Origin of the sequence: Streptomyces aquilus, assembly GCF_003955715.1 — a bacterium.
Classification (GTDB): domain Bacteria; phylum Actinomycetota; class Actinomycetes; order Streptomycetales; family Streptomycetaceae; genus Streptomyces; species Streptomyces aquilus.
In genome coordinates, this window is the sequence record NZ_CP034463.1 from 2,091,807 (window position 1) to 2,111,619 (window position 19,813).

Sequence of the window (19,813 nt, forward strand, 5' to 3'; positions counted from 1 at the left end):
GCTACGCCGCCTCCGGCACGGACAGGGCCGACAAGGCAGCCGACACCGCGGCAGTCGCCCCCAGATCCAGCCGCGCACTCGTCCCCCGCGCCCGATGACGCATCTCGTCCACCGCGAGCCGAAGCAACTGCGGCAACAGATCCGTGCATCGCCGAGCCACCCACCCCGTCCCCGCCGTGGCCAGCCACCACAGACTCGCCGACTTGGTGGGCTGCGCGAACTCGGGCTCGGGGGAAGGCGCCGCCCCCGTCGCGAGCCCGGCCTCCGCCAGCACCGCGTGGAACCGCACGGCCAGCTGCCGGTGCCCCCGCTCACCCGGGTGGAGTCGATCCGCGCTCCACATCGCGCGGTCGGTGATCCAGGCCCCTTCGGCGGCATGGAGATGCACCGCCCCGTACCGCTCGGACAGCGCGTGGACCACGGAGTTGACCGCCCGCTGCCGCCGGGCCAGCGGGCTCGCCAGCGCCCCCGGCAGCCCGAGCATCGCGCCGGGGTCGGGCAGGCAGGCCGTGAGCAGCAGCGCGCCCTGCTCGGTGAACGCCGCGTACACCGCGTCGAGCTGGGCGGCCACGGCGTGGATGTCGAAGGTGCAGCGGAGGGTGTCGTTGACGCCGACGACGACGGACACGACGTCCGGGCGCAGGGCCAGCCCGGCAGGCAGTTGCCGTTCGAGCACGTCCCGGGTCTGCGCCCCGCTGACCGCGAGGTTGGTGAACTCCACGGCCGGGCCGAGCCCGTCGGCGAGCAGGGCGGCCCAGCCCCGCCAGCCGTCGCCGACGGGGTCGCCCACCCCCTCGGTCAGCGAGTCGCCGAGGGCGACGAACCGCAGGGGTCTCATCGCGCGCCCCTCTGGAGCGAGTCACCGCGAAGCCCGCCCCCATGAAGCGAGTCATCGCGAAGCCCGCTCCCGCGCACCGCTGGCGTGGCGTCGTGCGCGGCGAGGAACGCTTCCACGGCCGTCCCCCACCCGAAGCACTCGGCACGCGCGCGTGCGACCCTCCGGCGCTCCTCGAAGGGACGGTCGAGCAGCATCTCCACGGCGTCCGCGAAGGCGGCTCCGTGGTCCGCCGCGACCGCTCCCGCCGCCCCGATCACCTCGGGCAGCGCGGAGGAGGCGCTCACGACGACGGGCGTGCCGCAGGCCATCGCCTCCAGCGCGGCGAGCCCGAACGTCTCGGCGGGCCCGGGGGCCAGGCACACGTCGGCGGACGCCTGGAGGGCGCCGAGCAGCCCGCGGTCGGTGACGTGCCCGAGGAAGACGGCCGGCAACCCGCGCTCCCGCGCCCGCTGTTCGAGCCGCGGCCGCAGCGGCCCGTCCCCGGCCACCACCAGCACCGCTCGCCGCCCCCGCCGTACGAGCGCCTCCAGGGCGTCCAGCGCGGTGCCGGGTCGTTTCTCCACCGACAGCCGGGTGCAGGTCACCAGCAGCGTCTCGTCCACGCGCGCGTAGACGCCGCGCAGCCGCTCGTCGCGCAGCGCCGGGTGCCGTTCGGACAGGTCGACGCCGAGAGGCGCCCGTACGACATTGCGCGCGCCGATCCGCACGAACTCCCGCTCGGCGAACTCGGTGGTGCACACCACGCGCGCGTAGGTGTGTGCGGTACGGACGTTCAGCGCGTCGGCGGCGCGCCTGGCCGCGCCCTCGGGGACGCCCCAGGTGCGCAGTACGCCGTCGGCGGTCTCGTGGGAGACCATCACGGCCGGCACCCGCGCGCGTCGCGCCCATTTGCCGGTCCACCTCAGGGTCGTACGGTCGGAGACCTCCAAGCGATCGGGGGCGAGCGCCTCCAGGAGCCGGGCCACCCGCGGCCGGTCGGCGAGCACGCGGTAGCCGCCGGTGCCGGGCAGCAGCGGCCCGGGCAGGGTGATCACCCGCCCCTGCTCGGTCTCCACGTCGCTGACCCGCTCACCCGGCACGACGAGCACGGGCTCGTGCCCGGCCGCCTTGTAGCCCTTGCCGAGCTCACGCAGCGCGGTGCGCAGGCCGCCCGAGGCGGGCGCGACGAAGTTCGCGAGCCGGACGATCCGCAGGGGCCGGACGGCGCCCCCGCCGTCGGTCCAGGTACCGGTCATGCCGCCACCACCAGCCGCCGGCCGGCCAGCACACCCGCGTAGTGCCCCAGCAGCTGATCCCCGACGGCCGCCCAGGTGCGCCCCTCGACCGTCGCCCGTCCCGCGGCGCCGTACGCGGCCCGCAGCCCGGGATCGGCGGCCAGGGCCGACACGGCGTCCCGTACGGCGGCCGCGTCGCGCGGCGGGACCAGCAGGCCGGTGCGGCCGTGGGCGACGAGGTCCAGCGGGCCACCGGCCGCGGGCGCGACCACGGGGACCCCGCTGGCCATGGCCTCCTGCACGGTCTGGCAGAAGGTCTCGAAGGGGCCGGTGTGCGCGAAGACGTCGAAGGAGGCGAAGATCCGGGCCAGTTCGTCGCCGGTGCGGCGGCCCAGGAAGACCGCGCCCGGCAGGGCCTCCGTGAGGGTCGGCAGGCTCGGCCCGTCGCCCACCACGACCACGCGGACGCCTTCCAGGCCGCACACGCCCGCCAGCAGCTCGACCTGCTTCTCGGGGGCGAGACGGCCGACGTAGCCGACGATCAGCTCACCGTTCGGGGCGAGTTCGCGGCGCAGTGCCTCGTCGCGCAGCGATGGACGGAAGCGGACGGTGTCCACGCCGCGCGGCCACAGCCGCACCCGGGGGACGCCGTGGGACTCCAGGTCGTGCAGGGCGGCGCTGGACGGGGCGAGGGTGAGGTCGGCGGCGGCATGGACGGAGCGGATGCGGCGCCACGCGGCCGCCTCGCCCGCGTGGACATAGGTGCGGGCGTATCCCGCGAGGTCGGTCTGGTAGACGGCGACGGCGGGGAGGCCGAGCCGGGCGGCCGCCGCCATGCCGCGGACGCCGAGGACGAAGGGGCTGGCCAGGTGGACGAGGTCCGCGCGGTGCTCGGCGATGGCCGCGGCAACGCGCCGGCTGGGGAGGGCGACCCGGACCTGGGGGTAGCCCGGCAGGGGGAGGGAGGGGACACGGACGACGGGGCACGGCGCGGAGGCGTCGGGCCCGGTACCGGCCGCGGTGGCCGGCGCGACGACGAGCGGGGAATGACCGCGATCCACGAGGTGCCGGGCGGTCTGGAGCGCGCAGTGGGCCACGCCGTTCACGTCGGGGGGAAAGGATTCGGTCACGATGACGACACGCATACCGGTGTTGTCGCCGCACCGGACGTGAACGCGTCAACGTGGATCTTTCCGGACGGGGAACGTCCCGTGAGCGTTACGTCGCACACCCGCGCAGGTCAGGCCCTGTCCATACGCGCCTGACCCGCGGGTCGTCCCGAGTTCACCCTGAGGGCGTGCCGTCACATGGCTGCGGCGTCCGGGGGGCCGATCCGGCTGCGAACGGCGGTCTGGACCTCGGCCTCCTCGGCCGGGTCGGCGGCGAGCCGGCGGAGCTGCTCGACGACGCGGGCGTCAGCGGTCTCGGCGTGCCGGGCGGCGATCTCGCGGGTGGTCTCCTCGCAGTCCCAGAGGCACTCGACGGCGAAGCCGGTGGCGAAGGAGGGATCGGTGGCGGCCAGGGCCCGGGCGGCCCGGCCGCGCAGATGGGACGAGGCGGTCTCGCGGTAGACGTGGCGCAGGACGGGGGCGGCGCAGGCGATGCCGAGCCGTCCGGTGCCGTCGACGAGGGTCCACAGGGTCGGTGCGTCCGGCCCCTCGCCCCGTACGGCCTCGCGCAGGGCGGCGAGGACCAGGTCCTTGTCCTCGGCTCCGCCGCGGCAGGCGAGCATGCGTCCGGCGGCGGCCCCCAGCGGATCGGGCCGGTGGGCCCAGCTGCGGGCGCGGTCGACGGCGGCGATGCTGCGCATCCGTTCGAAGGCGTCGACGGCGGCCTCCACGACCGGTGCCGAGCCGGTGACCACGGCCGCCTCGATCAGATCGAGGGCGTCGGGATCATTGCCGTCGGCGAGGTAGCGGAGCGCGGTGCAGCGGGCTCCCTCGGTGCCGTCCTTGGCGGCGGCGACGATCTCGGGCCGGTCCTCGGGTCCGGCGACCGCCATGAGGCAGCGCGCGGCGGGGACGTGGAGCGCGGCGCCGCGTTCGACGCCCTCCTCGGCCCACTGGAAGACCGCCTGCACGCTCCACCCCGGACGGGGCCCGGTAGGTCGCATCTGGCGTTGCCAGCGGTCGAAGCAGCCGGCCTCCTGAGCGGCACGCACGCGCGTGGCGATCGCTTCGCGCGGATCCTCGGCCCACAGCCGCCAGGGCCGGGGTTCGAAGGCGTCGCGCACGGTGGCGGCCAGCTCGGCCTCGCCCTCGGCGTCGGTGCCGAAACGGGCCAGCACGGGAGCGGCGAGGGCACGCAGCCCCGCGTCGTCGTCCCTGAGGGCCAGCTCGTCCAGGGCCCAGGCCCAGTTGGCGCCTGTGGCGGCGTACCTGCGCAGCAGTTCGAGGGCGTCCCGCCTGCCGTAGGAGGCGAGGTGCCCGAGGACCGCCAGGGCGAGGCCGGTCCGTGACTCCTCGTCGTCGAAGTGGTCCTCGACGTCGAAGAGGTGGGCCTCGATGCGGTCCAGGTCGCCGTGGAGGTCGAGGTAGAGCCGGGCGTAGTAGAGGGAGCGGTTCTCCACCTGCCAGTCGTGGCGGGGATCACGCGCCACACAGTGGTTCAGGGCCGCGAGCGCTTCGGCGCGCGGCGCGGTGAGCGCGTGCAATGTGCCGTCGCCGCGACCCCGCTGGAGCAGGCCGAGCAACGTACCACTGGGCGCTATGACCGGTTCGAACATGGGAAACAGCCTCACATCAAGCGTCGACGCAACCGGGGTTCTTGCTTCACCTGGCCGCGTGACAACACGTCGGGGCGCCCGCCGTTTCCTGCTTGCTGTAGACCATTTTCCTCTGCCTCTCGTCGGTGGCCCATGCGGACCGCATCACGGCCCGCGCGGTGCGGCATCACCTGCCCAGCCATCGCGTCCGTGAATCACGACGTCATGATGACTCGGCACTTACATCTGCCGCGACCGAAATTTCGGCGGCCCTTTACCGCCTCCCCCGTTTTCTGTGTTCTCGCTGGTCAGAGCGTTCGGATCAGTGTGCGCCGAACAATTCGAGGAGTTCGGTCTTGCCGAACATCCGAGCGGTGTCGACGGCCGAGGGGGTCCCCGCGGCCGGATCGGCGCCACCCTCCAGAAGTGCCTTGATGACGTCCGTCTCCCCCTTGAAGACCGCCCCGGCGAGCGGGGTCTGGCCTCGGTCGTTGACCTCGTCGGCCGCGGCCCCGCGCGCGAGCAGCGCGCGCACCGCCTCGGCGTGGCCGTGATAGGCGGCGAGCATCACCAGGGAGTCACCGCGGTCGTTGGTGAGGTTGGCCGGAACGCCTGCGTCGACGTACGACACGAGCGCCTCGGTCTGCCCCCTGCGGGCCAGATCGAAGATCTTGGTCGCCAGCTCCACGACCTCGGGGTCGGGGGCTTCGCTCATCGGCCGGACCGCCTCTCATACAACCGTTCAGGTGAATCGCCAGGGTACTGGCTCGCGCGGCACATGACCCGATGTGCCGGAGGTAAAGATCACCACTGACCCGGTCGGACGCAAGTCCCCTGCTCATCCGGCCCAAGCCGCCCCCGTCAAGCGGGTGAAACATCCCGGATTTCACCCGGTTGCACCTTTTATCGTATGGATACATCCTGTGAGCCTGGAAGTACTCATGGTGACTGTCCCCCCGATCCAGGAGACCTCAAATGATCCTGTCCATCTCAGGCGTGGTCCTGCTCGGCATCATCGTCTTCCTCTTCTTCCGCAAGGACGGACTCAAGGCGTCGCACGCCTTTGTCGCCGCCCTCTTCGGCTTCTATCTCGCGAGCACCGCCATCGCTCCGAGCATCAGAGCCGGCGGGGAGAGCCTGGCGAGCCTGCTCGGCGGCATCAAGTTCTGACGCCGCTCCTTCCGACGCCCCTTCCCCAGGCGTCCCTCCCTTCCGTACGCACCTTCAGGAGACTGCAGTGGCCCGGCGCCCCCTCCCCCGCATCCTGAGCACAGGCAGCGCGCAGATCGCCCGGAGCCGGGAGCTGGCCCGGACGGCGGCCGACAGCGCCACCGACGTCCTCCACCCGTTGATCACGATCACCCGCGGACTGCGCCGGCTGGCCTCGGCCGGGCGGCGCAAGTGGGCCGACACCCCCAAGGACAAGCGCGGGCCGCTGCTTTTCCTGGTGGCGTCGGTGGTCCTGGTCGTGGCCCTGGTGCCGTACGGTCCGCTGCTCGCCGTCATCATCCTGATGGCGGCGGCAGCATGGCAGGGCCGGGACCGCACCCCGCCCGCGCCGGAAGGCCCGGACGAGTCGCAGACCCAGCGGCTGAAGTCCCTCTACGAGGCCCTGGTGCCGTACTTCGCGACGGCCGAGGACCCGGCCCCGCTCTACGCCCACGGCGGCGAATGGGAGAAGGCCTTCCCGGAGTACGAGTTCGACGAGACGAGCCGCATCACCCAGCTCGTGATCCGCTACCCCGCCTACTTCACCGACGGCGAGGCCGACGCACGCGCGCGGATCGAGCAGTTGCTGCACGCCAAGTCGGGCCGCGGCCGCGAGTACCGCTTCGCGTGGGACGAGGAGGGCAACCAGCTCTCCGTCACCGTCCTGCCGCCGCTGCCCACCGACATCGCCGCCCAGCGATTCGTCACGGCTCCCGGCGAGACGGTCCTCGGCTTCACCGACCCCACCGAGGTCCAGCGCACCCTGCCCCTCACCCACGGCGAGGAGCAGCGCGACGTACCCCCCGTCGTCTGGCGCACCGGCGTCCGCTCCACGGAGCCCCATCTGCTGGTCGTGGGCCAGCCGGGCAGCGGCACCTCGACCCTGCTGCGCTCCATCGCCCTCCAGGCGCTGCCCTACGGTGACGTCGTCATCGTCGAGGGCGGCGGCACCGGCGAGTACGCGTGCCTGACCGGCCGGGACGGCGTCCTGGCGGTCGAGTGCGGACTCACCGGCGCGCTGGCCAGCCTCGAGTGGGCCGCCACCGAGACCGAGCGGCGCCTGATCGCCATGAACCGGGCCCGCCAGGCGGGCCACCCGCCGCCGGAGGACACCCGGCGTCCGCTGTGGATCCTCCTGGACCGCCCCAGCGCGTTCACGCACCTGGCCACGGCCGACGGCCACCGGGACCCGCAGTCCCTCCTCCAGGTCCCCCTGCGGCACGGCCGGGCGGCGGGCGTCACGGTGGTCGTGGCCGACCAGTTCGACAGCGCGGACGCGCTGAGCGACGCGGTACGACAGCACACCCGCGCGCGTGTCGTCCTCGGCCCGGCGACGCCCGCGCAGGTGGAGGCGGTGCTGGGCGCTCCCCCGCACACCACGCCGGTCGCCGACGTCCCGCCGGGCCGGGGTTATGCCCGTCTCGGTGCGGGGCCGGTGCATCGCCTCCAGGTGCCGTCGACGCCGGACCCGTACGACGACGAGACCAGCGAGGCGGACCGGCAGGCCGTGCTTGCGCTGTTGCCGCCGCGAACCACTCCCGTGGACGCGCAGACTGTCCCGACGGAAACGGAAGCAGTCGTTGCCGAAGCGCCATAAGTAATCGTCAGACTGCGGTTGCGTGGGGGCTGGTCGCGCAGTTCCCCGCGCCCCTGGGTAGCTCCGGGCGCCGTTACGCCACGAAAGTGCGCGGCGCCTCTCCGCCCCCTGTCCCGCCGCTCTCCACGATCCGCGCCGCTGCCGCCAGCCTCGCCGCCGCCTCGTCCGCCACCGCGCCCCCCACGGTGAACGGCAGCCGCACATATCCCTCGAAGGCCCCGTCGACCCCGAAGCGCGGCCCGGACGGTACGCGTACGCCCACCCGCTCCCCCGCCTCGGCCAGCCGTGACCCGGACAGGCCGCCCGCCTTCACCCACAGCGTCAGCCCACCGCGCGGCACGTCGAACTCCCACGACGGCAGCTCCCGGCGCACCGCCGCCACCAAGGCGTCCCGGTTCTCCCGCCCCTGCACTCGCCGGATGTCCACGGCCTGCTCCCAGCCCCCCGTGCTGAACAGCCAGTTCACGGCCAGCTGCTCCAGCACCGGCGTGCCCAGGTCGGCGTAGGCCCGCGCGGCGACGAGGCTGCGGATCACGTCCGGCGCCGCCCGCACCCACCCGATCCGCATCCCGGCCCAGAACGCCTTGCTGGCGGAGCCGACGGTGATCACGGTGGACCCGGCGGGGTCGAAGCCGCACACGGGCCGCGGCATCTCGACGTCCTCGTCCAGCCACAGCTCCGTCATGGTCTCGTCGGCGACCAGCACGGTCCCCGCGGAGCGCGCCGCGTCCACCAGTTGCCGCCGCTGGTCGTCGTCGGCGAGCGCGCCGGTCGGGTTGTGGAAGTCGGCGACGATGTAGGCGATCCGGGGCGCCGCGTCCCGCAGCACCTGCCGCCAACGGTCGATGTCCCAGCCGGCCAGCCCGTCGGCCATCGCGACCGGCACCAGCCGCGCCCCCGCCTCCCGCATCAGCTGGAGGATGTTGGCGTACGACGGCGACTCGACGGCGATGCGCTCGCCCCGGCCCCCGAAGAGATGGCAGATGGCGTCGATGGCGCCCATCGCGCCGGTCGTCACCATGATCTGCTCGGGCATGGTCGGGATGCCCCGCGCGGTGTACCGCTCGGCGATCATCGAGCGCAGCGCGGGCAGCCCGGCGGGATAGTCGCCGTGCGTGTGGGCGTACGGCGGCAGTTCCTCCAGGGCGCCCTGCACCGCGCGGGTCAGCCACGGCTCGGGCGCGGGCAGCGCCGCGCAGCCGAGGTCGATCATCGAGCCGAGTGCCTCGGGCGGCAGGGGTTCAAGACCTCGTGCGGGAAGCGGGTTCCCGGCGGGTACGGCCGTCCAGCTCCCCGCCCCGCGCCGGGACTCCAGGAATCCCTCGGTGCGCAGTGCCTCGTAGGCCGCCGCCACCGTCGTACGGCTGACGGACAGGGCCAGGGCCAGTTCGCGTTCGGCGGGCAGGCGGGCGGCCACCGGGACGCGGCCTTCGAGGACGAGGAGCCGGATGCCGTCGGCGAGTGCGCGGTAGGCGGGCGGGCGGCGGGTGCCGGGGCCGGCCGGGCGGTCCTGCTGGGAGTTGAGCAGCCGGGCGAGCTGCGCCGGTCCCACCGCCGAGGTCCACTGCGCCATGGAAATCAGTCCACCTTCCCCGAATTGGCCATGGATGATGCTTCCACCCAAGCCCCAGGGTGTCATGGACCAGGCCACCACGACCACAGGGGGCACCACTTGTCCACCCAGCGCCGACTCGGGCGTCGGCTGATCCAGCTGTACGTAGGTCTCGTCCTCTACGGGGCGAGCTCGGCGCTGCTCGTCGAGGCGGGCCTGGGGCTGGAGCCCTGGAACGTGCTGCACCAGGGCCTCGCCGAGCTGACCGGCCTGACGATCGGTGTCGTCTCGATCATCGTGGGCGCGGCGGTGCTGCTCCTGTGGATCCCGCTGCGCCAGCGGCCCGGCCTCGGCACCGTCTCCAATGTCTTCGTGATCGGCATCGCGATGGACGGCACGCTCGCGGCGGTGCCGGAGGTGCACGCCCTGGCCGCGCGGATCCCCCTGCTCGTCGGCGGCATCGTCCTCAACGGCGCGGCCACCGGCCTCTACATCGCCGCCCGCTTCGGCCCCGGCCCCCGGGACGGCCTGATGACCGGTCTGCACCGGCGCACGGGGCGCTCGATCCGGCTGATGCGGACGGCCGTCGAGATCGCGGTCGTCGCGACCGGCTTCCTGCTCGGCGGCACGATCGGCGTCGGGACCGTGCTGTACGCCGTCTCGATCGGCCCGCTGGCTCAGGTGTTCCTGCGGTTGTTCGATGTCCCCTCGGCATCGGACCGCAGCACGGTCGTTGCCGGCGGGCAACCCCGTAGGGCGATACTGCGTCGGTGAGCACCCGGATACGTCACCCGTACCTCGACCACCCCGGCCCGATCCCCTTCGCCCACCGGGGCGGCGCGGCGGACGGCCTGGAGAACACCCTGCTGCAGTTCCGGCGGGCGGTGGAGACGGGCTACCGCTATCTGGAGACCGACGTCCACGCCACGGCGGACGGGAAGCTCGTCGCCTTCCACGACACGACCCTGGACCGGGTGACGGACGGGGCGGGCCGGATCGCGGACCTGCCCTGGGCTGACGTGAGCCACGCGCGCGTGGCGGGCAAGGAGCCGGTGCCCCTGTTCGAGGAACTCCTGGCGACGTTCCCGGACGCCCGCTGGAACGTCGATCTCAAGGCCGAGTCGGCGCTGCACCCGTTCCTGGACCTGGTCGAGCGCACCGACACCTGGGACCGCGTCTGCGTCGGCTCGTTCTCCGAGGCGCGGGTCCTGCGCGCCCAGCGGCTGGCGGGCCCGCGCCTGGCCACGTCGTACGGCACCCGAGGCGTCCTCAATCTGCGGCTGCGCTCCTGGGGCGTGCCCGCCGCGCTGCGCCGGTCCGCGGTCGCCGCCCAGGTGCCGGAGGTCCAGTCGGGCATCCAGGTCGTCGACCACCGCTTCGTCCGCGCCGCCCACGCGCGCGGGCTGCACGTGCACGTGTGGACCATCAACGATCCCGACCGCATGCACCGTCTTCTGGACCTGGGAGTCGATGGCATCATGACCGATCACATCGACACGTTGCGCAAGGTCATGGAGGACCGCGGCGTCTGGGTCTGACCGACCTCCCGCCCCCGGAACCGCCACCCGCGCGCGGGACCAGCGAGGGGCGGGATGGGCACGGAGACCCTGGTGGCGGAGGCCGCCGACCGGCGGCGCGAGCAGCGCGGCTGGTACTTCTACGACTGGGCGTGCTCCGTCTACTCGACGAGCGTGCTCACCGTGTTCCTCGGCCCCTATCTGACGTCGGTCGCCGAGGACGCCGCCGACGCGGACGGCTATGTCCACCCCCTGGGTGTCCCGGTCCGCGCGGGGTCGTTCTTCGCGTACTCGGTGTCCCTGTCGGTGATCGTGGCGGTGCTGGTGATGCCGCTGGTCGGCGCGGCGGCCGACCGCACGGGCCGCAAGAAGCCGCTGCTGGCGGCCGCCGCCTACACGGGAGCCGCGGCGACCACGGCCATGTTCTTCCTCGGCGGCGACCGCTATCTCCTCGGCGGTCTGCTGCTGATCGTCGCGAACGCGGCGTCGGCGGTCGGGACGATGCTCTACAACTCCTATCTCCCGCAGATCGCCCCGCCCGAGGAGCGCGACGCGGTCTCCTCCCGCGGCTGGGCCTTCGGCTACGCGGCGGGCTCCCTCGTCCTGGTCGTGAACCTGGTCCTCTACACCGCCCACGACTCCTTCGGCCTGTCCGAGGGCATGGCCGTGCGGATCTGCCTGGCGTCGGCGGGTCTGTGGTGGGGCGCCTTCACACTCGTACCGCTACGCCGGCTGCGCGACCGCCGGGCGCAGGCGAAGGAGGCGACCGCCCCGGGCTTCCGGCAGCTGGCGGCCACCGTCCGCGACATGCGCCGCCACCCGCTGACGCTCGCCTTCCTGCTGGCGTACCTCGTCTACAACGACGGCATCCAGACCGTGATCTCCCAGGCGTCGATCTACGGCTCCGAGGAACTGGACCTCGGCCAGTCGACGCTCATCGGGGCGGTGCTGCTGGTCCAGGTGCTCGCGGTCGCGGGCGCTCTGGGGATGGGCCGGCTGGCCCGGGTCCACGGGGCCAAGCGGACGATCCTCGGCTCGCTCGTGGCGTGGACGGTGACCCTGGCGGCCGGGTACTTCCTGCCCGCCGGAGCGCCGGTGTGGTTCTTCGTGCTGGCCGCCGGGATCGGCCTCGTCCTCGGCGGCAGCCAGGCCCTGTCCCGCTCCCTGTTCTCCCATCTCGTACCGCCCGGCAAGGAGGCCGAATACTTCTCGGCGTACGAGATGAGCGACCGGGGCATGAGCTGGCTGGGCCCCCTGCTGTTCGGGATCACCTACCAGCTGACCGGAAGTTACCGGGACGCGATCATCTCCCTGGTCGCCTTCTTCGCGCTCGGGTTCGTCCTGCTCGCGCGGGTACCGGTGCGGCAGGCGATCCGCGACGCGGGCAACGCCGTTCCGGAGAAGATTTAGCGTTCGACGGCAAAGGGCGGTAGTGTACGCGTTTGGCCTGCCTGGCGTACCGTTACTGCGCGTCAAAGATGCCGAAACGCTGGGTGACATCTGCTAGCAGATGTGACAAACCGGGCGCCGGTGGGTACAACAAGGGGCGGCTACGACGGCGACGCATGACCCGGAACGGGAATCTTTACCGCCGACCGGACGTTGACCGGATGACGACGACAGCGACACCTGTCCTGTGGGCGACAAGCCCGGGAGGCACGATTCATGAGTGAGCGAGCTCTTCGCGGCACGCGCCTCGTGGTGACCAGCTACGAGACGGACCGCGGCATCGACCTGGCCCCGCGCCAGGCCGTGGAGTACGCATGCGAGAAGGGACATCGCTTTGAGATGCCCTTCTCGGTCGAGGCGGAGATCCCGCCGGAGTGGGAGTGCAAGGTCTGCGGGGCCCAGGCACTCCTCGTTGACGGCGACGGCCCTGAAGAGAAGAAGGCCAAGCCCGCGCGTACGCATTGGGACATGCTGATGGAGCGGCGCACCCGCGAGGAACTCGAAGAGGTCCTCGAGGAGCGTCTGGCGGTTCTCCGTTCGGGGGCGATGAACATCGCCGTTCACCCGCGGGACAGCCGCAAGTCCGCATAGCCCCCAGGGCCTGAGCGGCTGAACACAGCGCACGACATGACTGCGGGCGCCGTACATGAGGTTCATGTACGGCGCCCGCAGTCATGTCCGCGTGCCGTCAGCCCGTCAGCGGCGGGCGCGGCTCCTCGGGAGCCCGGCCCGGCTCGTCCCGGATCACCTCGCCCTGGACCACCTTGCCGTCGGGGCGGTGCATCCGGGCCTGCTGGAAGGCGTCGCCCAGGGTGCCCGGGGCGGCCTCGCGCAGCCGGCGCTCGACCGTCCGCTCCGTGTAGCGGCTGAGGGCCTTCTGGACCGGCGGGATCAGCAGCACCAGGCCGACCACGTCCGAGATCAGGCCCGGGATCATCAGGAGCAGGCCGCCCAGCATCATCAGGCCGTTGCCACCGCCGCTGGACGGGGCCGTGCCGCGCTGGAGCGCCTGGTTGAGGTTCTGGAAGGCCCGGCGGCCCGCCCGCTTGATGACCACCGCACCGAGCACGAACCCGGCGAGCAGCAGCAGGAACACCGTGAACCCGCTCGCGGCGCCGGCGACCACGGTCAGCAGCCAGATCTCCAGCACCAGCCACGCCGCGATCCCCAGCGGCAGGAAGGTGCGCAACCGGGAGCGCCGGGGCCGGACGGGGTACGTGGGGGTCGGAGCGCCAGTCGTCATGCGTCCAGTGTGCCTGGGCCCGGCTCAACACGGGATAAGGGGACGATCAACGGGGCCTGTGCGGCCGTACGACAGCCGTACGGGGCCCACGGCTGTCGGGGCCCGTCGGCATGTGTCGTCAGGCCCTCTTGTCAGGCTTCGGGGCGCGGCCCAGCACCTTGCCGACCCGCTCCCCCACGCCCCAGGTGGTGACCCGCCACAGAGCCTCGACCAGGATGTCGCGGCTCATCTTGGAGTCGCCGAGTTCGCGCTCGACGAACGTGATGGGCACCTCGACGACGTGGTAGCCGGCCTTGACCGCACGGCGGGCCAGGTCGACCTGGAAGCAATAGCCCTGGGAGGCGACCTCGTCGAGGCCGAGGCCCTCCAGGGTCTCGCGGCGGAAGGCGCGGTAGCCGCCGGTGACATCGCGGATGGGGACGTCGAGCAGGACGCGCGAGTAGAGGCTGCCGCCGCGGGAGATGAACTCGCGGGACTTGGGCCAGTTCACGACCCGGCCGCCGGGCACCCAGCGGGAGCCGAGGACGAGGTCGGCGCCCTTGAGGGCGGTCAGCAGCCGGGGCAGTTCCTCGGGCTGGTGGGAGCCGTCGGCGTCCATCTCGACCAGGACGCCGTAGCCGTTGTCCAGACCCCAGCGGAAGCCCGCGAGGTAGGCGGCGCCGAGGCCTTCCTTGCCCTTGCGGTGCAGGACCTGGACGTGGTCGTCGGTGGCGGCGAGCTCGTCGGCGAGCTTGCCGGTGCCGTCGGGGCTGTTGTCGTCGGCGACGAGGACGTGCGCGTCGGGGACCGCCTTGCGGACCCGGCCCACGATCTTCTTGATGTTCTCGGCCTCGTTGTAGGTCGGGATGATCACCAAGGCCGTGCCGAGCGGGCCGAACTGCCTCCCCGCGAGGGTCCCGTCGCCGTCGTTCACTACTGCCCCTTCAGTCCGTACGCAGGCGTCCACCATAGTCGGCGGGACGTGTGACGACGTGACAGGACGTTCGTATGGTGGTGTCGTTTTAACAAGAGCTGGGTAAGGACGACGTTCTCGGCACCTGTGCGTGCGGCGGATGGGGGCCCGGCGCCCTTCGGGCCGACCTGGGACCCGCTGGCTGCGGGTCGACCGAAAGCCGTTGTCTACTGAGCGCCCGGGCCCCACCCGGGTCACACCTCCCCGACCGGCCGGAACGTTCCCTCGCAGCGGCGCGGGCGCTGAGCCTGGCTGCCAGTGGCGGTGCCCCGGTGCGGCACACCGTCCCTGACCCAGCGGCGCGGCGACGAGTTCGCGGGCGTTCCCCGGTAGGGCGTCCGGTGGTGGACTGGGCCGAACCTACCGGCCCCCTGCCGCCGCCTGTCAACAGCCGTTCGACCTGCACGTCTTTCCTCAATGCCCAGGTCAGTGCGGAGGATGCGCAGGTCGCGAGACGGGGCGGCGGCAGCCGTTCGGAGCCGCGCCACCCCGGGAGATCACTCGCTCGGCCGCACGAACACCGTCCGTCCGCCCACCACCGTGCGCAGACAGACCGGCAGGTCGGCGCCCGGGGAGAGGTCGGGCAGGCCGGGGGTGCCGGAGCGGGGGTCGGTGGACCAGCGGGCGACGCGGTCGTCCGGGGCCTGGACGATCAGCTCGTCGGTGCGCCAGACCGCGTAGTCGGCCGGTGCGCCCGGCACCAGGACGCCCGCGTCGTCCCGGCCGACCGCCCGCCAGCCGCCCCGCGTGTGGGCCGTGAACGCGGCGCGGACCGAGACCCGGTGCTCGGGTGTGCGGTGGAAGGCGGCGGCCCGGACGGTGCCCCACGGGTCGAGCGGGGTGACCGGGCTGTCGGAGCCGAAGGCGAGCGGTACGCCGGCCCGCAGCAGGGCCGCGAAGGGGTTCAGGGTGCGGGCCCGCTCGGCGCCCAGGCGCTGCGCGTACATGCCCTCCTCGCCGCCCCACAGCGCGTCGAAGGCGGGCTGCACGGAAGCGGTGAGGCCCAGCTCGGCGAAGGCGGCGATCGTCTCGGGCGTGAGCATCTCGGCGTGCTCGACGCGATGCCGGGCGGCGCGGACGCGGGCCAGGCCGACCTTCTCGGCGGCGGCGCGCACGCCCTCGACGACGGCGGTCACGGCGGCGTCGCCGATCGCGTGGAAGCCCGCCTGGAGGCCCGCCTCGGTGCATTCGGTGACGTGGGCGGCGACGGCGGACGCGTCCAGGTAGGCGGTGCCAGTGTGCTCGGCGTCGGTGTAGGGACGGTGCAGACAGGCGGTGTGGGAGCCGAGGGCGCCGTCGACGAAGAGGTCCCCCGCGGCTCCGAGCGCGCCCAGCTCGCGCACCTTCTCGACGTCCCGCTCGGCCCAGTAGCCGACGACCCGGGGTCCGGCCTGCTCGGCGGCGAGCCGCAGCAGCCCGGTGAAGTCGTCCTCGGAGGAGATGTCCGGTCCGGCGCACTCGTGCACCGATCCGATGCCGAGGGAGGCGGCGTGGGCGAGGGCGGTGCGCTGGGCCTCGACGCGCTGGGCCGGGGTGATGGCACCGAGTGCGGTGGCGCGCACGGCGTGGTGGGCGTCGGCGGTGAGCGGGCCGTCCACGTGCCCGAGAGACGTCATGTCGAGCAGGGCGGTCGTCACGACCGCCGAGTGGACGTCGATGCGGGAGAGGTAGAGGGGGCGGCCGCCGGTGGCCGCGTCGAGCTCCGCGCGCGTGGGCGGACGTCCGCCGGGCCAGCGGGCGGCGTCCCAGCCGTGGCCGAGCAGCACGCGGTCCTCCGGGCGGGCGGCGGCGAAGTCCCGTACGAGGGCGAGGGCCGCCTCCAGGGAGGGCGCGTCGGACAGGTCGAGGCCGGTGAGGGCGAGGCCGGTGGCGGTGGTGTGGACGTGGGCGTCGGTGAACGCGGGGGTGACCAGGGCGCCGTCGAGGTCGACGACCTCGTCGACGCCGTCCGCGAAGGCGTCCGCGGCGCCTTCGGAGCCCACCCAGGCGACCTGGCCGCTCTCGACGACCATCGCGGTGGCGAAGGGGTCGGCGGGGCTGTGGACCTCTCCTCGGCGGAGCAGGACGGTCTGGGGCGCGGCGGTGGGCTCACTCATGGGGAACAGTCTCGCGCCTGGCGGGCAGCGCTCCGCACGCAGGTGGGTCAGATGCGGGGCGGCCGGGCCTCGTAGGGGGTCGACAGCACCACCGTGGTCCGGGTCGAGACGCCTGCCAGCGACCGCAGTCGCGCCAGCAGCTCCTCCAGTTCGTGCGGGGTGGCCACGCGCACCTTGAGGATGTAGTTCTCGTCGCCCGCGACGCTGTGGCAGGCCTCGATCTCGGGCACGCCGGCGAGGCGCTCCGCGATGTCGTCGGGGGCGCTGGGGTCGAACGGCTTCACCGAGATGAAGGCCGTCATGGGCAGCCCGACGGCCTCCGGGTCGACGACCGCGGCGTATCCACGGATGACGCCACGCTGTTCCAGCCGGCGCACCCGCTGGTGCACGGCCGACGTGGACAGGCCCGTGGCCTTGCCCAGGTCTGTGTAGCTCATCCGCCCGTCCTTGACGAGCAGCTGCACGATCTGACGGTCCAGCTCCTCCATGACGCAAGAACTTACAGCGCCCGTGATCTCCTCCGATACCTCAGCGGCCCAGGTCATGCCCTGTTCGTGATGTGGCCGAGAGCGGCCTGTGAGCCGGCTGGGGGACAAAACGGCCGCGCCGGGCACCTGCATGCGGCATGTGACGAACGCCACAGCACCCGAACGGTCTCCGTGATGTTCTCGTGATTACCGCCGAGACGGGGCGGGAAGTGCTTGCTGTGGTCGAGGCCGCAGCGCCTTCACGGCCCAGCCCGAGGGGGAGAATCCCATGCAGAGTCTTAAGCGCCCTGGTCGTACCGCACCCAAGCGACTCCAGGCGGTCGCCGATCCCGAGCCGGAGGGCGTCGAACCCGACGCCCTCGACGACGAGCTCGACGCGTACGACACCTTCGAGATGTTCCGGGTGGTCTGCCCTGACTGCGCGCAGCCCATCGCCCTCCTGGCGGACGAGGAGGTGCTTCCGGAGCACGCCCTGTGCGCCTCGCCCTGGAACCCCTTCGGTCTCACGGTCTGCGCCGGCACCGGCCGCCGCGCCGCCGACGCGCGTCCGGCGGACGAGGACGTCGAGCCCCAGGAGCAGGACACCGCCCTGCTGTTGACGCTCCCTCAGGGACTCGACTGGCGGACCCAGCCCTTCTCGCACGTCGGCGGACCGGGCTCGCGCCCCATGCGGGTCCCCGCGATGCGACGCCAGGCCGCCTGAGCGCGCCCCCAGGCACCGCTCAACCCCAGTAGCTGCCCTGCACCATGGCTCGCAGGCTGCCGTGGTGCAGGATCAGTGTGTCCGGGTCGGCCGGGACGGCGACTTCACCGAAGTGCACCTGCCGGTAGGCGACGCGCAGCATGACGATCGCCTGCCGCAGGGCGGCATAGAGGATGTAGAAGTCCATGTCGCGCGGCGTGTGACCGGTGAGTTCGGCGTAGCGCGCCTCGATGCGGTCGCGGCGCAGGAAGTCCGGCAGTCCGCGCTGGCCGAAGGCCTCGGTCAGGTCCTGGAAGAAGCGGTGCAGATACACGGTCCAGCCGAGGTCGACCTCGCGTGGAGCGAGCGCCGCCATCTCCCAGTCGAGGACGGCGGCGGGGGCGAAGCCGTCGTAGACGACGTTCCCGATGCGCGCGTCGCCCCAGTTGAGGACGGGCGGACCGGGTTCGCGCGGCCATGTCTCCGCCAGCCGGTCGAAGGCCGCCTCGATGAGCGGTGAGCGGGCTGTGCCGTCGACGACCCAGTCGTAGTAGGCGCGTTGGGCGGTGACGTGGCGGTGCAACGCGTCGCCCTCCCCGGGGAGTGCCAGGAACTGGGCTTCCGCCGACGGCACTTGGTCGTGCAGTCGGGCCAACAGCCCTATGGAGGCCGCCTCCAGACGCTCCCGCTCCTCGTCGCTCGCCGCGTGCAGCCAGTTGCCCTCGTAGGTGTACGGCATGACGTCCGGCGGGACGCGGCCCTCCACGCGCTCCATGACGAAGAAGGGCGCGCCGAGCGGTCCGGGGTCCTCCTCCAGCCACAGCACCTTCGGCACGGGCAGGTCGGAGCGCTCGCCCACCACACGCATCGTCCGGTACTGGCGGACCATGTCGTAGACCGGGAAGACGGTGTACGCCGCCGGGTCCGCCGCGAGCCTCAACGCACAGGCCCGCAGGGGTGGTTCGGGGTGCTCGATGTCGAAGAGGAGCGTCTCGCTGGACATGCCGTTGGAGGCGGGGACGGTCACGCCGACGGCTTTCGCGCCGGGGAGTCGGGTGTCGAGCCAGGCGGTGAGGCGCCGGGCGAGGTCCTCCGGGTCACGGGTGGTCGTACGGGGCCGAGGTGCCGTGGCCATGAGGCAACCCCCTTATCGGGCAACGGAGTCGAAGCCGGTGAACCCGCTCGGGTCGTGCCGTCCGAACGAGCCGTGTTCGAAGATGCCGTGGCCGGTTTGGCCGTCGAGGCGGAAGCGGGCGGCGTGGTCGGTGACCCCGTACGCGGCCAGGGGGTGCGGCTCGGTGAGGTCGTAGGTACGGCGGTCGGTCCAGCCGGGGCCGCGCCAGGTGCCGTGCTGCCAGTCGTCGGCGGGTGGATAGCCGGCGCCGAGGGCCAGCGGCGAGGAGGTGAGGATCTCCACCTCCAGCTCCTGCGGCTTGCGCGGGTCTCCCAGGTGGACGACGGCCCGCTCGGGGTGACGGGTGCCGGGGCGGTAGGTGATCTCGGCCTGGGGCCAGCCGAGTTGGCGGTCGCGCCGGCCGGGGCGGACAAGGGTGGCGTCGTTGAGGGTGCGGTAGCCGTCGGCGTCCTCCTGGACGACCACCATCAGGAAGCGGTCGCCGAGATGGACCGGGCACCAGATCCAGTGGAAGCCCTCGGTGGGATGCTCCGCGGCGAGCGGGCCGCCGTCCTCGCCCGGTATCGGACGCACACCCCAACTGCGGTCCCGGGTGCCGGTCCACTCCCCCGGCGTGACACGGAGCTCCTCGCCCGCCGCGCGCAGTGCGCCCTCCACACTCCCCGCCTGCACGAAGCGCCGCCCCTCCAGGGTGAGCCGGTCGCCGCGGCGCTGGACGTGGTGGGGTTCCCAGAGGGCCGGGAAGTCGGCGGTCCAGCGGAGGTCGTACGACAACGAGTCGTCGTCGCAGACCAGTCGCAGCCGGCGCAGCGGGTCCTCGACCTCGATCCTCAGCGGGCCGACGGCGAGCCGCATCCGGTCCTCGCCGAGGGTGTCCGAGGCGCGCACGGCGTGCAGGACCTGACCGGTGCGCAAGGTGGCGTACGCGTCGATCACCCCCAGGTTGGGATACACCCCGAGCCCGAGGATCAGCAGCGCACGGCCCTCGTGGTCGAGGACGTGGAAGATGCAGCGGTCGTAGGCGTTCCGGTCACCGGTCGCCACGTGCTTCATGGAGAGGGGCACCTGGTGCACGGGGTACTCGTCGAGCGGTACGGGGCGGTCGTCGGCCACGGCAAACCTCCCTGGAGGCGGCTG

19 protein-coding genes are annotated in these 19,813 nt (G+C 72.9%); 7 read left to right on the plus strand and 12 right to left on the minus strand.

The features are described 5' to 3' along the window. Nucleotide 1 precedes the first annotated feature (1 nt). The 5 genes from EJC51_RS09610 to EJC51_RS09635 all read right to left on the minus strand — a co-directional run bounded on the left by EJC51_RS09610 (nucleotide 2) and on the right by EJC51_RS09635 (nucleotide 5,471). Nucleotides 2-838: an SGNH/GDSL hydrolase family protein gene (locus EJC51_RS09610; RefSeq protein WP_126270688.1), complete on the minus strand. Its 837-nt coding sequence runs from the start codon at nucleotides 836-838 to the stop codon at nucleotides 2-4. Next, entirely contained in the window at nucleotides 835-2,073 is a 1,239-nt protein-coding gene (locus EJC51_RS09615) for a glycosyltransferase (protein ID WP_126270689.1), read from the minus strand. Before EJC51_RS09615 ends, EJC51_RS09610 begins: the two co-directional genes overlap by 4 nt. After that, a complete protein-coding gene (locus EJC51_RS09620; protein WP_126270690.1) occupies nucleotides 2,070-3,197 on the minus strand; it encodes a glycosyltransferase family 4 protein in 1,128 nt (375 codons plus the stop codon). The genes EJC51_RS09615 and EJC51_RS09620 overlap by 4 nt, the downstream gene beginning before the upstream one ends. A 158-nt stretch (nucleotides 3,198-3,355) precedes the next feature. After that, a complete protein-coding gene (locus EJC51_RS09625) occupies nucleotides 3,356-4,777 on the minus strand; it encodes a HEAT repeat domain-containing protein (protein WP_126270691.1) in 1,422 nt (473 codons plus the stop codon). A gap of 301 nt (nucleotides 4,778-5,078) precedes the next feature. Continuing rightward, the gene (locus EJC51_RS09635) at nucleotides 5,079-5,471 is read right to left on the minus strand and encodes an ankyrin repeat domain-containing protein (RefSeq protein WP_126270692.1); all 393 of its coding nucleotides are present in this window, start codon (nucleotides 5,469-5,471) and stop codon (nucleotides 5,079-5,081) included. A 260-nt stretch (nucleotides 5,472-5,731) separates the two neighbouring features. On the opposite strand from EJC51_RS09635, the gene EJC51_RS09640 reads away from it, so the two are divergent. Next, nucleotides 5,732-5,926 (plus strand): hypothetical protein, encoded by a 195-nt coding sequence (locus tag EJC51_RS09640; RefSeq protein ID WP_059196315.1) that lies wholly within the window; start codon nucleotides 5,732-5,734, stop codon nucleotides 5,924-5,926. Between the two features lie 67 nt (nucleotides 5,927-5,993). Further along, nucleotides 5,994-7,562: an ATP-binding cassette domain-containing protein gene (locus EJC51_RS09645; RefSeq protein WP_126270693.1), complete on the plus strand. Its 1,569-nt coding sequence runs from the start codon at nucleotides 5,994-5,996 to the stop codon at nucleotides 7,560-7,562. A gap of 73 nt (nucleotides 7,563-7,635) precedes the next feature. Here the strand turns inward: EJC51_RS09645 and EJC51_RS09650 are convergent, their stop codons facing one another. Further along, nucleotides 7,636-9,135, minus strand: coding sequence for an SCO1417 family PLP biosynthesis transcription factor (locus EJC51_RS09650; protein ID WP_126270694.1), 1,500 nt, complete (start codon nucleotides 9,133-9,135; stop codon nucleotides 7,636-7,638). Between the two features lie 99 nt (nucleotides 9,136-9,234). Here EJC51_RS09650 and yczE point away from each other — a divergent pair, with 99 nt between their 5' ends. From yczE to EJC51_RS09670, 4 genes are all read left to right on the plus strand, one after another. Next, entirely contained in the window at nucleotides 9,235-9,888 is a 654-nt protein-coding gene (gene yczE / locus EJC51_RS09655; protein WP_126270695.1) for a membrane protein YczE, read from the plus strand. Next, nucleotides 9,885-10,652, plus strand: a complete 768-nt coding sequence (locus tag EJC51_RS09660; protein WP_126270696.1) for a glycerophosphodiester phosphodiesterase family protein — start codon at nucleotides 9,885-9,887, stop codon at nucleotides 10,650-10,652. The genes yczE and EJC51_RS09660 overlap by 4 nt, the downstream gene beginning before the upstream one ends. A gap of 54 nt (nucleotides 10,653-10,706) precedes the next feature. Then, a complete protein-coding gene (locus EJC51_RS09665; RefSeq protein WP_126270697.1) occupies nucleotides 10,707-12,041 on the plus strand; it encodes an MFS transporter in 1,335 nt (444 codons plus the stop codon). Between the two features lie 255 nt (nucleotides 12,042-12,296). Continuing rightward, nucleotides 12,297-12,671 carry an RNA polymerase-binding protein RbpA gene (locus tag EJC51_RS09670; RefSeq protein ID WP_003977404.1) on the plus strand — a complete coding sequence of 125 codons (375 nt, stop codon included), beginning with the start codon at nucleotides 12,297-12,299 and terminating at the stop codon, nucleotides 12,669-12,671. 97 nt (nucleotides 12,672-12,768) lie between these two features. On the opposite strand, the gene fxsA is transcribed toward EJC51_RS09670, so the two are convergent. From fxsA to EJC51_RS09690, 4 genes are all read right to left on the minus strand, one after another. After that, nucleotides 12,769-13,323 carry an FxsA family membrane protein gene (gene fxsA / locus EJC51_RS09675; RefSeq protein WP_126270698.1) on the minus strand — a complete coding sequence of 185 codons (555 nt, stop codon included), beginning with the start codon at nucleotides 13,321-13,323 and terminating at the stop codon, nucleotides 12,769-12,771. A gap of 118 nt (nucleotides 13,324-13,441) precedes the next feature. Beyond that, nucleotides 13,442-14,236, minus strand: coding sequence for a polyprenol monophosphomannose synthase (locus tag EJC51_RS09680; protein WP_207924861.1), 795 nt, complete (start codon nucleotides 14,234-14,236; stop codon nucleotides 13,442-13,444). A 536-nt stretch (nucleotides 14,237-14,772) separates the two neighbouring features. Beyond that, nucleotides 14,773-16,371: an amidohydrolase gene (locus tag EJC51_RS09685; RefSeq protein ID WP_126270700.1), complete on the minus strand. Its 1,599-nt coding sequence runs from the start codon at nucleotides 16,369-16,371 to the stop codon at nucleotides 14,773-14,775. Nucleotides 16,372-16,418: 47 nt separating this feature from the next. Further along, entirely contained in the window at nucleotides 16,419-16,859 is a 441-nt protein-coding gene (locus EJC51_RS09690) for an Lrp/AsnC family transcriptional regulator (protein ID WP_030677853.1), read from the minus strand. Nucleotides 16,860-17,127: 268 nt separating this feature from the next. On the opposite strand from EJC51_RS09690, the gene EJC51_RS09695 reads away from it, so the two are divergent. Beyond that, nucleotides 17,128-17,562 carry a hypothetical protein gene (locus EJC51_RS09695; protein ID WP_126270701.1) on the plus strand — a complete coding sequence of 145 codons (435 nt, stop codon included), beginning with the start codon at nucleotides 17,128-17,130 and terminating at the stop codon, nucleotides 17,560-17,562. A 19-nt stretch (nucleotides 17,563-17,581) separates the two neighbouring features. Here the strand turns inward: EJC51_RS09695 and EJC51_RS09700 are convergent, their stop codons facing one another. Together EJC51_RS09700 and EJC51_RS09705 are read right to left on the minus strand one after the other, a co-directional pair. Continuing rightward, entirely contained in the window at nucleotides 17,582-18,676 is a 1,095-nt protein-coding gene (locus EJC51_RS09700) for a phosphotransferase family protein (RefSeq protein ID WP_126270702.1), read from the minus strand. Nucleotides 18,677-18,688: 12 nt separating this feature from the next. After that, nucleotides 18,689-19,789, minus strand: coding sequence for an Rv3169 family protein (locus EJC51_RS09705; RefSeq protein WP_126270703.1), 1,101 nt, complete (start codon nucleotides 19,787-19,789; stop codon nucleotides 18,689-18,691). Nucleotides 19,790-19,813: the final 24 nt, after the last annotated feature.

Excerpts from the sequence above, each read along its gene's own strand:
- EJC51_RS09620 (WP_126270690.1), bottom strand. The coding sequence starts at position 3,197 with ATGCGTGTCGTCATCGTGACCGAATCCTTTCCCCCCGACGTGAACGGC.
- EJC51_RS09610 (WP_126270688.1), bottom strand. The coding sequence starts at position 838 with ATGAGACCCCTGCGGTTCGTCGCCCTCGGCGACTCGCTGACCGAGGGG.
- EJC51_RS09640 (WP_059196315.1), top strand. The coding sequence starts at position 5,732 with ATGATCCTGTCCATCTCAGGCGTGGTCCTGCTCGGCATCATCGTCTTC.
- EJC51_RS09615 (WP_126270689.1), bottom strand. The coding sequence starts at position 2,073 with ATGACCGGTACCTGGACCGACGGCGGGGGCGCCGTCCGGCCCCTGCGG.
- EJC51_RS09635 (WP_126270692.1), bottom strand. The coding sequence starts at position 5,471 with ATGAGCGAAGCCCCCGACCCCGAGGTCGTGGAGCTGGCGACCAAGATC.
- EJC51_RS09670 (WP_003977404.1), top strand. The coding sequence starts at position 12,297 with ATGAGTGAGCGAGCTCTTCGCGGCACGCGCCTCGTGGTGACCAGCTAC.
- EJC51_RS09685 (WP_126270700.1), bottom strand. The coding sequence starts at position 16,371 with ATGAGTGAGCCCACCGCCGCGCCCCAGACCGTCCTGCTCCGCCGAGGA.
- EJC51_RS09665 (WP_126270697.1), top strand. The coding sequence starts at position 10,707 with ATGGGCACGGAGACCCTGGTGGCGGAGGCCGCCGACCGGCGGCGCGAG.
- EJC51_RS09700 (WP_126270702.1), bottom strand. The coding sequence starts at position 18,676 with ATGGCCACGGCACCTCGGCCCCGTACGACCACCCGTGACCCGGAGGAC.
- EJC51_RS09650 (WP_126270694.1), bottom strand. The coding sequence starts at position 9,135 with ATGGCGCAGTGGACCTCGGCGGTGGGACCGGCGCAGCTCGCCCGGCTG.
- fxsA (WP_126270698.1), bottom strand. The coding sequence starts at position 13,323 with ATGACGACTGGCGCTCCGACCCCCACGTACCCCGTCCGGCCCCGGCGC.
- EJC51_RS09695 (WP_126270701.1), top strand. The coding sequence starts at position 17,128 with ATGCAGAGTCTTAAGCGCCCTGGTCGTACCGCACCCAAGCGACTCCAG.
- EJC51_RS09690 (WP_030677853.1), bottom strand. The coding sequence starts at position 16,859 with ATGGAGGAGCTGGACCGTCAGATCGTGCAGCTGCTCGTCAAGGACGGG.
- EJC51_RS09625 (WP_126270691.1), bottom strand. The coding sequence starts at position 4,777 with ATGTTCGAACCGGTCATAGCGCCCAGTGGTACGTTGCTCGGCCTGCTC.